This window comes from Bifidobacterium sp. ESL0775 (assembly GCF_029395475.1).
GTDB lineage: Bacteria > Actinomycetota > Actinomycetes > Actinomycetales > Bifidobacteriaceae > Bifidobacterium.
Genome location: NZ_CP113917.1, coordinates 983,299 through 995,841 on the forward strand (window position 1 = coordinate 983,299; position 12,543 = coordinate 995,841).

General features: G+C 53.5%; 10 protein-coding genes and 1 tRNA gene. 7 read left to right on the forward strand and 4 right to left on the reverse strand.

Annotated features, from left to right (window positions below):
- Positions 1-205: 205 nt before the first annotated feature.
- Positions 206-1,132 (reverse strand): Abi family protein, encoded by a 927-nt coding sequence (locus OZX73_RS03400; RefSeq protein WP_277150674.1) that lies wholly within the window; start codon positions 1,130-1,132, stop codon positions 206-208.
- A gap of 350 nt (positions 1,133-1,482) precedes the next feature.
- Between OZX73_RS03400 and OZX73_RS03405 the strand changes: the two genes are divergently transcribed.
- Both OZX73_RS03405 and OZX73_RS03410 read left to right on the forward strand, forming a co-directional pair.
- Positions 1,483-3,216: an AAA family ATPase gene (locus OZX73_RS03405; protein WP_277150677.1), complete on the forward strand. Its 1,734-nt coding sequence runs from the start codon at positions 1,483-1,485 to the stop codon at positions 3,214-3,216.
- Positions 3,213-4,337: a hypothetical protein gene (locus tag OZX73_RS03410; protein ID WP_277150679.1), complete on the forward strand. Its 1,125-nt coding sequence runs from the start codon at positions 3,213-3,215 to the stop codon at positions 4,335-4,337. The genes OZX73_RS03405 and OZX73_RS03410 overlap by 4 nt, the downstream gene beginning before the upstream one ends.
- Here the strand turns inward: OZX73_RS03410 and purT are convergent.
- Positions 4,315-5,595 carry a formate-dependent phosphoribosylglycinamide formyltransferase gene (purT, locus tag OZX73_RS03415; RefSeq protein ID WP_277150681.1) on the reverse strand — a complete coding sequence of 427 codons (1,281 nt, stop codon included), beginning with the start codon at positions 5,593-5,595 and terminating at the stop codon, positions 4,315-4,317. The two genes, OZX73_RS03410 and purT, sit on opposite strands and share 23 nt — an antisense overlap.
- A 51-nt stretch (positions 5,596-5,646) precedes the next feature.
- On the opposite strand from purT, the gene OZX73_RS03420 reads away from it, so the two are divergent.
- Complete coding sequence (locus OZX73_RS03420) at positions 5,647-6,855, forward strand: glycosyltransferase (RefSeq protein WP_277150683.1); 1,209 nt, start codon at positions 5,647-5,649, stop codon at positions 6,853-6,855.
- A gap of 181 nt (positions 6,856-7,036) precedes the next feature.
- Here OZX73_RS03420 and OZX73_RS03425 read toward each other — a convergent pair whose 3' ends face one another.
- Complete coding sequence (locus OZX73_RS03425) at positions 7,037-8,062, reverse strand: aminotransferase class I/II-fold pyridoxal phosphate-dependent enzyme (protein WP_277150685.1); 1,026 nt, start codon at positions 8,060-8,062, stop codon at positions 7,037-7,039.
- A 195-nt stretch (positions 8,063-8,257) separates the two neighbouring features.
- On the reverse strand, positions 8,258-9,148 hold the full coding sequence (locus OZX73_RS03430) for a formate/nitrite transporter family protein (protein ID WP_277150688.1): 891 nt from the start codon (positions 9,146-9,148) through the stop codon (positions 8,258-8,260).
- Positions 9,149-9,588: 440 nt separating this feature from the next.
- Between OZX73_RS03430 and OZX73_RS03435 the strand changes: the two genes are divergently transcribed.
- The 4 genes from OZX73_RS03435 (at position 9,589) to OZX73_RS03450 (ending at position 12,531) form a co-directional block, all read left to right on the forward strand.
- Positions 9,589-10,629, forward strand: coding sequence for an ATP-binding cassette domain-containing protein (locus tag OZX73_RS03435; RefSeq protein WP_277150690.1), 1,041 nt, complete (start codon positions 9,589-9,591; stop codon positions 10,627-10,629).
- Positions 10,622-11,302, forward strand: a complete 681-nt coding sequence (locus OZX73_RS03440) for a methionine ABC transporter permease (RefSeq protein ID WP_277150692.1) — start codon at positions 10,622-10,624, stop codon at positions 11,300-11,302. The genes OZX73_RS03435 and OZX73_RS03440 overlap by 8 nt, the downstream gene beginning before the upstream one ends.
- Positions 11,303-11,445: 143 nt before the next feature.
- Complete coding sequence (locus OZX73_RS03445; protein ID WP_277150694.1) at positions 11,446-12,303, forward strand: MetQ/NlpA family ABC transporter substrate-binding protein; 858 nt, start codon at positions 11,446-11,448, stop codon at positions 12,301-12,303.
- Positions 12,304-12,455: 152 nt separating this feature from the next.
- A tRNA-His gene (locus tag OZX73_RS03450) sits at positions 12,456-12,531 on the forward strand.
- The last annotated feature ends 12 nt before the right edge of the window (positions 12,532-12,543 follow it).

The window sequence follows — 12,543 nt, forward strand, 5'->3', positions numbered from 1 at the left end:
ACAAAAATATACCAACTGAAGCCAACAATTTCGTTCGTCGTCGTGCGCAAAAATGCGACAACAGATACATTATTTATATGGAAGCGTTTTATCTCTTACGTCATTTCCCAATAAATTCGGCCATTGTAAATTTTCTGTTACGACTTATTTCCTCGGTAAAAGAAATAATTCCGCGTTTGGATAGATACCATTATGACAAAGTTATTTAAGAAACTTGCCAAATTTTTTCTTGTTGCCAATTCGCGGGGATACCCATCGAACGAGCGACATCTACTTGTGGAATGTCGCCAGGTATGCTCGACAAAACTTGTAAAAGCCCTCGTAAGCTTGTTTCGGCATTGAGGCTTGACAGTAAGAATACGAGAACTGCAATGCCGCCATACATTTTTGTCGATGACTCAATTGCATGTTCAAGTAAAGATATCGCGGGTGTGATACTTGGAGTGACGATGAGTGAACGGTTGTATAGCCGACCATGGTGGGCGCAGAGATTTCGAATGAAATTGAGACAGTTAAGCCATGATTTGAGAGTCGCCTGATCGGCACCATAAGTAATAGCGATTTGTGTTCGCATCTGGTAAGGAAGAAAACTGTATAGGTTCCGGAGCATTGCGAATTCCATTATTTCGGTTGCTGCCCAAATCGGTATTTCTCCGTCGTAGTCGTGCCTGAAATGTTTAACAAAGTCCTCTCTTGAGTGATTTTGACGCTCGCTAAATTTGGTGATGAATCTGCCATATTCGATAGCGTTCAAAGCAGGATCCAAAACTTTTGGTTTTAAATAAAGGAATGGATCTTGTTTCCCAATGGTATAGGCTAAACGAGAGCGTAAGGAAATCTCAAGACTTGCTATAGCTGAAAATAGTTGGCTGCGTAGTTGTTGGTCAAAATTATATATCCGTAATACGTCTCTAAAGTCAGAGCCGTACATGAAGTCGCTGGAACGAGAATGTGTTGTCTTGTCGATTTTCCGAAACATGTACCAGAAGCCGCTGAGACGGTAATATCCGATTTGAGAAAGTTCGTTACGGTATGGTTCAACGTTTTGCATGCCGTGTGCTTTGAGTTTGGTGCATTGCTCGTCCAGACTCAGCCATGGCTTTTCGTAATGAGGATGGTTCCCTGTCGTCATCGTCGGCTCCCGGAAAAGAAAAAATGATGACCGCCCCTGAGCCGTTTACACGGCATCAGGACGGCCTTGCATTTATCAATCTATCTTATAATTAATGATTTTGCAAGTTTATTGTAGTTAAGGGCCGAGTTTAGGTAACTGATTGATACGGCTGTGCTGTAATATGCCAGGTTTGCCGTGAAGTGGTCTTGTGATACTGAAACCGTCGTTTTGCGAATCGTCAATTGTCGGGTTTCCAAGAACCGGAATTTAGTACATAAGTCTTTTGTAAACGATAAGAATTTATTGCATAAGTCTTTTGTGAACGATAAATTTAGTATTTGTTGAAATAAACAAGCAATGGAGCGGTTATGAGTGAGAACGGCATAGAAGAGGACGAATCAGTATGGGTTGGGCATGACCCGGGTATCACCACTGAGCATTGGGTAAGCCTGCTTCATGACTCATCCATGGTTACAGACAATAACCTCATTACTCTCAGATGTCTTTACGAACAGCCTAATGGTCTTTCCTGTGCTCAGTTGGCTGGCGAATATGGTCGGGATTGGCATTTTTATCTCAGCAATATTTCTACATTAGGTGAAAAAGTAGCAAAAAATATTAATCTAATAAAGCCCGATCAGAACGAAAGAACTTTCGAATACTGGACGGTACTTTGCTTGGGCAAGTCAACGGATGAAGGGCAACATGGATATTTCGTCTGGAAACTGCGCCCTGAACTTCGTGACGCACTTGCACAGATGGATTTGTCGATGTATCCGTTGCGTGCTTCGGAAAGCGAAGGCTCAGACTCTGTCGCGTACTGGTGGTTGGTGGCCAGTCCTAAACAGTGGAAAATCTCCTCGCTAAAGATCGATGAAGAACAGAATTATACAGTTCATAACGAGAACGGCAATTTGCGGCGACTCGCTGCCAACTTCAAAGCCATTAAGAAAGGTGACCGGATCGTTGGCTATGAAGCGAGTCCGACCAAGGCGGCGCTCGCGATATTCGAGGTAAGCCGTCAGCCGAGTGATGAACTGTTGTATTTCAAGAAACTTCGCGATTTTGACGAGCCTGTTCCGTTCTCCTCAATCAAAGCGAACCCGGAATTGTCTGGCATGGAATTTTTTAGGAACATGAACGGGAGTCTTTTCAAACTTTCCAAGGCGGAATATGAAGCGTTGGAAGAGATGGCTGGTGAGGATGATGTTTCGCCTTTGGTTGAGAAAACGCCGGAACTATACAATGACCGTGATTTCCTCAATGAGGTGTTTCTTTCAAAGGATGACCTCAAAGTGTTGAAAGGTCTGTTGCGGCGTAAACACAACCTGATTCTGCAAGGGGCGCCGGGCACAGGCAAGACATTTGCCGCCAAGCGACTGGCCTATGCCATGATGGGTGAAAAGGACGAAAGTCGTATTCAGTCCGTTCAATTCCACCAGAATACCAGTTATGACGAATTCGTCTATGGATATCGTCCCAATGACGATGGCAATGGCTTTGCACCTGTGCCGGGGATTTTCACGCGGTTCGTGCAGAAGGCCAAGCGCGATAGGGACAGGAAATATTTCTTCATCATCGATGAGATTAACCGTGCCAACATCTCCAAAGTGTTCGGCGAATTGCTCTCTACCATCGAGTCCGACCACCGTAGCTCGGATGATGCTGTCGTTCTTTCGATTACAGGCCAGCCGTTCTACGTTCCGGACAATTTTTATATCATTGGCATGATGAACACGGCGGATCGCGGGCTAGCCCTGATTGATTACGCTCTGCGTCGTCGTTTCGCGTTCTTTACGATGAAGCCACAGCTTGATAACGCGAATTTTAAAAACCGTGTTGGCAATCTTGGCGATGCAAGGTTGTTGAATCTTGTAAAGGCCGTGCGTGAGTTAAACAAGGTGATTGTCGAGGATGATGCTTTGGGTGAAGGCTTCTGCATCGGTCATAGCTATTTTTGCGATAATCAAACTAAGGACGGTGAAGGCCTGGCTGCCTCCATTATCGAGTTCGAGTTGGTTCCATTGATTAAGGAATATTGGTTCGACAATAAGAAGCAGGTTAAGACACAGTCCGATTTGCTGCGAAAAGCGATTCAATGACTGTGGGTGTCAAAGAAGCGATGGATGGTGAAAAGCAGCGGACCACTGAAGACAATGTGGTCATCAAGAACATCTACTATATGATGACCTATGCGTTCAAGGCTTTGCGACTCGACGATTATCGGCGTTTGGCAACTGAGGATTTCGATCATATCGACGACCTACTGGCAGCCATTCTGGCTATCGCGATTGGCACACAGCGTCGCCGTGGTTTCGAGCGTGAATATTTGCCGGTCCATGAAAATCTTCATACGGTTCGTGGCCATATCGATATGCCGGCAACCGCTCGGTTGCAAATGGCTGGGTACAACGGGCTGTCGTGCGTCTACGACGTTTTTTCGGAGAATACCTACAAGAACCGTGTGCTCAAGACTACAGCACTGTTGCTGATTGGCCGCAGGGATGTTGATACGGTGAGGAAAACCGATTTGAAGCGATGTCTGATTGCCATGCGTGATGTCGGCGAGGTGGATATTCATCGCGTTGATTGGGCGAGGTTACGTTTCCATCGCAACAATGCGTCGTATGTACTGTTGATGAATGTCTGTCAGATGGTCATCGAGCGAGAGCTGTTCAATCAGGATGAAGGTAATCGGTCGATGCGATACCGGTCGAAGCGAAAACTAAGCAAGCTCTACGAGAAATTTGTACTCGAATACTATCGAGTGCATCATCCGGAACTGTCCGCCAGCGCCAAAACCATTAATCGTCAGGCTCAGGGGAATACAGAATTTCTGCCGAGACTGCTAACTGACGTTACTCTGTCTAAAGGTAAGCGGGAACTTATCATCGACGCAAAATGTTACGGCCATATTCTCGATGTCCATTACGACAAGCCCATCTACGCGCCAAAACATATCAATCAGATTCAAAGTTATGTGCTGCATGAGGCATTCGGCAACGACAAGTTGGTGGATGGTATGCTGCTCTACGCGAAGGTGGGTGATGAGGATGGGCATAATGAGACTTGGTCAGAGCTTGGGCATCGCTTCTCGGTCCGTACGCTGGACCTTAACCGCGATTTTGCTGCCATAGCTGCCGATCTTGACGACATTGCGGTTAGGTGGATCGAGGGAACTGGAGCAAAGTCGGCGGGTGCTATTCTTCTGGAGCCACAGTAGTATCGAGTGCATCCGTTACGGTGGTGGCTTTGGAGCGGGCCTCGGTTTCATCGCTGCCAACTGCCAATGCGACGGCCATACGGCGGTGGCCGTTTACTGTGGGCTTGCCGAAGATGCGTAGGTCGGTATTCGGTTGTGATAACGCTTCGGGAACGTTGGTGAACGTGACTTGGCCGTGTCCCGTGACCACTACGGCGTGACTGGCTGCGACTTCGCCGTTTTTAAGATTTAGGGAGACACTTTCTTCGGTGACGGGAATGCCGAGAACCGCTCTTGCGTGCAGGGTGAACTCGCTTAAATGTTGGGAGATCATGGTCACCATGCCGGTGTCGTGCGGACGAGGGGAGACCTCGTTGAAAAGAACCGCGCCGTTCTTCAGAACGAACAGTTCCACGCCGAAAACGCCCCAGCCGTGTTCACCGTCTTTGTGGGCGATATCGACCAATCCGCTGACGGCCTTGCGGGCGATGGTTTGCGCTTTTTCCAGAACTGCCGGATTCACTTGTGCAGGTTGCCACGATTCGCGGTAGTCGCCGTCTTCCTGTCGTTGGCCGATGGGGGAGCAGACCACGATGCCGGCGCTGGAAGAAACGGTGAGCATGGTCAGTTCATAATCAAGTGGCGCGAACGCCTCGACGACGACACGCGAGATAACGCCGTCTTTGGCATCTCGACGTCCGGTTTGCGCTTCTTGCCAAGCTGTTTCGAGATCGTTATCCGAACGTAATACGGATTGGCCGTGTCCTGAAGAACTCATCACCGGCTTGACCACGCACGGATAGCCGACGGCTTGTGTCCTGGTTTTGAATTCGGCGAACGAACCGGCAAAACGGTACGGGGTGGTCGGCAGATTAAGTTTTTTGTGCATCAACGTTCGTAAAGCTTCGCGATCCATGCAAATCGATGCGATGCGGGAGCTGGGCACGACTTGGATACCATTTGAAGCTGCTTTGGCCAATTCGGCGGTCGCGATGGCCTCGATTTCGGGGATGATGATGGAAGGCTTGACTTCTGCAATAAGACCATTGAGCGCTGTGGTATCCGTCATATCGAGTACACGGCTTTCCTGCGCGATCTGCATGGCCGGCGCGCGCTCGTAGCTGTCGGCTGCGAAGACGAACGCCCCAAGCCGTGTCAGCCCGATGGCGATTTCACGTCCCAATTCGCCAGAACCCAGTAGCAGCACGCGCGTTTGCTGTAAAGGTGCAGGGTTTCCCAGCGGATAATCGACGGATGATGATGCAGTTTCGGCGCTCATGCTTTCATTCTCGCATGAGATAGCCCCAGCGTAGGGGAGTAGGATGAAACCATGCCAGATTCCCGAAACGCCGCAGGCGACGCCAACAAGTCGCTGACCATCGCGCTGGTGGTCGATTCGGTCGGCAACCGGGGCAACGGCACCTCGAATTCGGCGTTGCAATATGCCGAAGAACTTCGGCGGCAAGGCCATCACGTTCGGCTTGTCGGCGTTGGCGCTCCCGATTATCCCGTCGAGGTTCATCATCTGCCGTTTGTCTCGTGGCTTGCGGCCAAGCAGCAGATGCAGTTCGCGCAGCCGGACGACGCGGTGTTCCGCGAGGCGTTCGATGGGGCCGATGTGGTGCATATCTATATGCCGTTCAAATTCGGCAGGCGGGCGTTGGCCGTCGCGCGTTCGATGGACATTCCCGTAACCGCAGGTTTCCATCTTCAGCCTGAAAACATCACGTATTCCGCCGGTCCGTTGCGCTACATTCCCGGCATTCCTTCGCTGATCTACTACTTGTTCGATTTCTGGCTGTATCGCCATATCGGCCACATCCACACTCCGAGCCAGATGATCGCCCGTCAGTTGCGGGCGCATGGCTATCGGGCCCGGCTTCATGTCATCTCCAACGGGTATTCCAGCCGTTTCCACCCGAACGGTACTGGGGTTGATGATGTAATACATGGCGAATATGATGGAATCGACATTCAAGATTCCCGCCATTCTCAACCCGTGTTCCGTATCATCGCTTCTGGCCGTTTGTCCCATGAAAAAGACCATGAGACGCTGATCCGTGCGGTGGCGATGAGCCATCACGCCTTGCACATCGATTTGACCATTTGTGGTACGGGTCCATTGCAACGACGTCTTCGTCGACTTGCCAAGCGATTGTTGCCGCGTCAAGCGCATATCGGATTCCATCCCAATGAGGATATGCCGAATCTGTTGCGCCGGGCCGATTTGCTGGTCCATCCCTCAATCGTGGACATCGAATCACTCAGCGTGCTTGAGGGCATCGCCTCCGGCTTGGTGCCGGTCATCGCTGATTCGCCGCTTTCGGCCGCCAGCCAGTTCGTGTTGACCGATTCGTCGGTTTTCCCCGCCCGCAACGCCAAGGCGCTCGCCCGTCGCATTGATTGGTGGATCGAACACCCGCAAGAGCGTGCGGAGTGGGGACCCAAATACGCGCAGGAAGCCCGCGAGCAATACGCGTTGCCACAGTGTGTGCGCCGTTTTGTCGCCATGGAGCGCGCGGCCATCGCCGATGCGTAGTGCGGTGCCACGGGTCAGCAATGGCATGTGTTATTGCGACGAAAAGCACGGAAAACGCAAGAAAAGTGTGCTTTTGGTCGCATTGCGAGTTTCAACGTGACGAAAAGCATGAAAAATCCTGCTTTTCGTCGCACTGACTTTAAGAGTCCGCGACGCAAAGCAGGATGATTGGCGGTTAAATCTACAGCAGTGCGATGAGCTGGTCGGTGTGCTCCTGGGTTGTTGCCCAGCTGGTGCAAAGGCGCATCACCGAATGCGTGTCATCGTACTTCTCAAGGAAGCCCATGGCGACCTGCGGGGAAAGCCGGTCGATCGTCGGCTGGTCCATGGCCACGAAGACCTGGTTGGTCGTGTTCGGGTAGACGAGCTGATAGCCCTTGGCCCTGAGCGCGGCGCGGATCTGGTCGGCCATGGTGTTGGCGTTCCTGTCGATTTTCGTATACAGTCCGTCGGTGAACAGCGTGTCGAACTGCAAGCCGAGTAGCCAGCCCTTGGCCAAAAGCGCACCGTGTTGCTTGATCTGGGTGAGGAAATGCTTGGGCGTGTTGTGCTTGGTGAAGACGACCGCCTCGCCGAAGAGGGCTCCGACCTTGGTGCCGCCGATATAGAAGACGTCGGTGATGCGCGCGATGTCCTCAAGCGTGAGGTCGTTGCCGGCCGCCGTCAGCCCGTACCCCAGGCGCGCGCCGTCGAGGAAAAGCGGCATGTCATAGCGGTGCGCGACCTCGGCGATGGCCGTGAGCTCGGCCTTGGTATACATCGTTCCGTATTCGGTGGGGTGCGAGACGTAGACGCAGCCGGGGAAGACCATGTGGGTGTAGTTGCCGTCGGCGTAGAAGTCCTTGCAATATTGATCGAGCTCGTCCGCCTCGATCTTGCCCTCGTGGCTCGGCAGAGTGAGCACTTTATGTCCTGTGGATTCCACGGCGCCGGCCTCGTGGACGTTGATGTGCCCGTTGGTGGCGGCCACCGCACCCGCGTAGGCCGGGGTGATGGTGTCGATGACGGTCTGGTTGGTCTGTGTGCCGCCGACGAGGAACCAGACATCGGCGTCCGGGCAGCCGCAGGCCTGGCGGATCTTCTCTTTGGCGGAGTCGCAGTATTTGTCGGAGCCATAGCCTGGAATCTGCTCCATATTGGTCTCGGCCATCCGCTTCAAGATCGCGGGATGGGCGCCTTCCGTGTAATCACTGGTGAAATCCAGCATGTCGCTCCTTGTTTTGCATCCGATTGGTATGCCTCCACCATAATCCCACGGGTGGCTACGCGGCACGGGAGCGGGAATAGCGCCTTATTGGGAAACGATAAAGGGGCATCCGTATTTTGATATGCGAATACCCTTTTATATTGAAGTGTTACGTAGGCTTTGGTTGTGAAGAAGGTCCAGGAATCCGGGCTTGCCTTATTCCTTGCCTGCCTCCGCCGTGATGCCGCGCTCGTCGTTCATCGTCGCGAAGTTGAGGCCGATGAGGATGCCGCCGCCGACGAGATTGCCGAGGATCGCGACCACGATGACCAGAATCGCCTTCCATGCGTTGATTGCCCCATGCAGTCCAAGGATGAGGAACATCGCTGAGTCGGCCACGGAGTGCTCGAAGCCGCAGAAGGTGAAGACCAGCACCGCGACCACCATGATGATGCACTTGGTGAAATCGTTGGAAAGTTTGCCGTTGTATACCATGAGCATGGCGATGTTGATGCAGAAGTTGCAGAAGATCGCGCGCACGAAGAGGTCGCCGACCCCGCCAAAGGAGTTGAGATAGACGAGTTTGGCATTCGCCGCGGCGAGCATGGCGTCGTAGCTGGCCCCGGAGATGATGGTGGAGAAGCGCAGGATGACGGCCACGATAAGCGCGCCCAGAAGGTTGCCGAGCAGACACAATCCCAGCAGTTTCAGCGATTTCAGCCAGCCGATGCGCTTGTGGTAGGCTCCGACGCTGACGACCATCATGTTGGAGGTCAGCAGTTCAGAATTCGTGTAGTAAATGAGCACAAGCGCCCAACCGAAGGTCGTGCCGGCCAGCACTTTGCCCGCAAGCAGCAGCCCCGGTCCACCCGACGAGCTGGCCCCCATGATGACCCAGAAGGCGGTGAAGAAGACGCCGACCAAAATGCCCGCCATGGTCGCGCGCTGGATGTAACGGCCGGTCATCTTGCCGGTCATGGTCTCCTTGCTGTCAAGCACGTCGAGCACGGTCGAGATGAACGCGCGCCCTGGGAAAAGCGGCTTGGTCTCGTCCTCGGTCCCTTCGACTTCGGAAATGGTGGTTTTGAGTTCCGATAGTTTGCCCATGTGTTTCCGTGTGTTCTTTCCGTGAGAATGATTGAAAAAAAATAAAGACTTTTTTCATTATGAGTCGATGGTGTGCCGTCATTCAAGCGAAAGCGGCCCTTTGTAAGCAAGAACACAACAGTTATGTGACGGACGTTACATTAAGCGAGGGTTGCAGGGCAGGTTGATATGTCCACATACTGATAAAAATCCATGGCCGGCGAAATAAAAACCAGAAGAACGTGCCCGGCCTCGCCTGCGGCTTGCGTGATTGATAAATGACTATTGATTCTGCGTATATCGTTCAGGTTGCGATGGCCGAATGTATGCCGATACACTCGGTTGCTAACGCCGGCGATGTCAAGAAAAACGGTGGATTCATTGAGCTGTCCGCGGTTCAGTGGCTTGCAAAAAGCGCGCTTGCACGGTGGATGGATGGGAAAGACGAGGGAGGTGATTCGATGTCACAAGCTATCACGATACGTAACCTGACAAAGAAATATCCCAGTGAAGACGGCGAGAAAGTCGCGTTGAGCGGCGTGGATCTAGATGTCGAAAAAGGGGATATCTACGGCATCATCGGATTGTCCGGTGCCGGCAAGTCCACGCTGGTGCGTTGCATCAACGGGCTTGAGCATTACGATGGCGGCACGCTCGCCGTCAACGGCAAGGAGGTCGCCGATCTGCGCCCCAAGGAGCTACGCGCCTTGAGAAGCGATGTCGGCATGATCTTCCAGTCGTTCAACCTGATGCCCTCGCGCACAGTGGCCGCCAACGTCGAGCTCGCCTTCCGCGGCAAAACCGACGCCAAAACGCGGCAGGAGCGCGTCTCGGAGCTTTTGGAACTGGTCGGCCTGACCGAGAAGGCCGATGCCTATCCCGGCGAGCTTTCCGGCGGCCAGCAGCAGCGCGTCGCCATCGCCAGGGCCTTGGTCAACAGGCCCAGCATATTGTTGAGCGACGAGGCGACGAGTGCGCTCGATCCGACCACGACCAAATCCATCCTCGCCCTGTTGCGCAACCTGCACGACACGCTGGGCCTGACCATCGTCGTCATCACCCACCAGATGGCCGTCATCAAGCAGATCTGCAACAAGGTCGCCGTCATCGACCACGGCACCATCGTCGAGAAGGGCGATGTCTTCGACATCTTCGCAGCGCCAAAGGCCGCGCTCACCAAGGCATTCGTCGCCACGACCTCGAACCTCGACAAGGTCCACGAGCTGCTTGACGACCATTCGCCGCTGGTCGAGCCGCAACCCGGGCAGGTGCTGCTACGCATGAACTACATCGCCAAAGAGGTCTCCGAGGCCTTGGTCTCGCACATCTCGCGCGAGTTCTCGATCGACGTCAACATCATTTTCGCCGACATCGACATCGTCGAGAACGCGCCGCTCGGCGGGCTGGTCGTCATGCTCAAAGGCGATTCCAAGAAAATCAATGACGCGCTCGCCTATTTGAAGGAACGCAATATCGGCATCGAGGTGATCGATCGTGCTTAATCTGCTCAACCTTTGGTTTCCGAACGTGATGAGCCGTCTGCCGGAATTCTTCGACTCGTTCGTGCAGACGATCATCATGGTCGCCATCGCCGGTCTGATCTCCTTCGTCCTGGCGGTCATCCTGGGCGTCGCCGTCACCATCACCAAACCTGGAGGGCTTCGTCCCAACAAGGTCGTCTTCAACGTCATCGACAAGCTCATCAACCTGTTCCGCTCGATTCCGTTCATCATCCTGGCGGCCTCGTTGGTGCCGGTCACCCGCTTCATCGTGGGCACGGCCATCGGCACGAAAGGCGCGTTGTTCCCGCTGGTCGTCGGCATCACCCCGTTCTTCGCCCGCCAGATCCAATCGGCCCTGGCAGGCATTGATTCCAGGTTGATCGAGGCGGCGCAGGCCATGGGCATGAGCCTTCCTGAGATCATCTGGCGCGTCTACCTGCGTGAGGCGATCCCCTCGATCATCCGCGTCAGCGTCATCACCTTGGTCAGCCTCATCGACATGACCGCGGTGGTCGGCGTGGTCGGCGGCGGGGGACTCGGCGATTTCGCCATCCGCTACGGCTACCAGCGCTACATGATGGACGTCACCATCGCCACCATCATCGTCCTGGTGCTCCTCGTTGGCCTGGTCGAACTCATCGGCCGCTTGCTCGTCGAGATCACCGAACACTGACGGAACCGAACCTGTTTCCGATATCGGATACGCGAGAACCGCTACCAAACCTATTTCAATCTCAAAATAACAATCCTCTGACGGCAATCAGTGTCGTGCAAAATGACAAGCCGCCAGGTCGAACACACCCAGAAAGGTTTCCCATGGCCACCAAAAAACAAACCAAAGCCAAGCACCAACTCTTCGCCCTGCTCGCGGCGATCGTCGTGGTGGTGTTGGTCATCGCCGGCATCAGCATCTTCCGCAACGCCAAAGCGAACAAGGAGCAGGTCGTCACCGTGGCCCTGGTCGGCAATTCCGATGATGCCGAATGGAAGGCCGTGCAGGCCCGGCTTGACGAGGAGCACGCCAATATCAAGCTGAAATACCGGACCTTCCAGGACGCCATCTACGCCGATCAGGCGCTTGCCAACCACGAACTCGACATCTCGGCTTGCGAGCATTACGCCTTCCTGAATCAGGACAAAAAGGAGAAGGGCTATAAGTTGACTCCTATCGCCGAAACCTACATCTCGCCGATGAACCTGTATTCGCAAAAATACAAGAGCGTCAAGGACTTCAAACCTGGTGACAAGGTCGCGGTGCCCAACAACGTCACCAACCTCGGCCGCTCGCTCAAGGTGCTGGATTCAGCGGGGCTCATCAAGCTCAAAGACAACACGAAAGCCGACCCCACAACCGATGACATCGTCGCCAATCCCAGCGGCATTGTCGTCGAACTCAACGACGCGGCCTCCATCATCAATCTGTTGCCCGATTATGCCGGCGGTGTCGTCAACACGAACTTCATCGTCGACGCGGGCAAGAAGCCGGAGGACGCCATCTACGCCCCGAAACTCAAGCCTGGCGACCCGAGTTTCAAGCCTTATGTGAACATCATCATAGCCAACACGAGTAATAAGGACAGTGAGAATTTGCGTAAGATTGTTGACGCGTATCACACGCGGGCGGTCGCCGAGCAGCTCATCAAGGACCATAACATCCCCATGTTCAAATACTGAGCGGTTTGCGGGACTTGAGGAACTTGAGGGCAAAAGGTATTCGGTGGTTTGCGACGCGCCGGACGCCTAAGGTCTTGAGAATCATGTATAGTTCTTATCTGTTGTGCGGATGTTGATTGGCTCATTGAGCCGGTCGGTGTTCGACTTCGATGGTGGCCATAGCTCAGCAGGTAGAGCATCTGATTGTGGTTCAGAAGGTCGCGCGTTCGAACCGCGTTGGCCACCCCATCAAATCCTCGG

What these genes read in the sequence shown, in the direction of transcription:
- OZX73_RS03400 (WP_277150674.1), bottom strand. Translation starts at nt 1,132, where the DNA reads ATGACGACAGGGAACCATCCTCATTACGAAAAGCCATGGCTGAGTCTG.
- OZX73_RS03405 (WP_277150677.1), top strand. Translation starts at nt 1,483, where the DNA reads ATGAGTGAGAACGGCATAGAAGAGGACGAATCAGTATGGGTTGGGCAT.
- OZX73_RS03410 (WP_277150679.1), top strand. Translation starts at nt 3,213, where the DNA reads ATGACTGTGGGTGTCAAAGAAGCGATGGATGGTGAAAAGCAGCGGACC.
- purT (WP_277150681.1), bottom strand. Translation starts at nt 5,595, where the DNA reads ATGAGCGCCGAAACTGCATCATCATCCGTCGATTATCCGCTGGGAAAC.
- OZX73_RS03420 (WP_277150683.1), top strand. Translation starts at nt 5,647, where the DNA reads ATGCCAGATTCCCGAAACGCCGCAGGCGACGCCAACAAGTCGCTGACC.
- OZX73_RS03425 (WP_277150685.1), bottom strand. Translation starts at nt 8,062, where the DNA reads ATGCTGGATTTCACCAGTGATTACACGGAAGGCGCCCATCCCGCGATC.
- OZX73_RS03430 (WP_277150688.1), bottom strand. Translation starts at nt 9,148, where the DNA reads ATGGGCAAACTATCGGAACTCAAAACCACCATTTCCGAAGTCGAAGGG.
- OZX73_RS03435 (WP_277150690.1), top strand. Translation starts at nt 9,589, where the DNA reads ATGTCACAAGCTATCACGATACGTAACCTGACAAAGAAATATCCCAGT.
- OZX73_RS03445 (WP_277150694.1), top strand. Translation starts at nt 11,446, where the DNA reads ATGGCCACCAAAAAACAAACCAAAGCCAAGCACCAACTCTTCGCCCTG.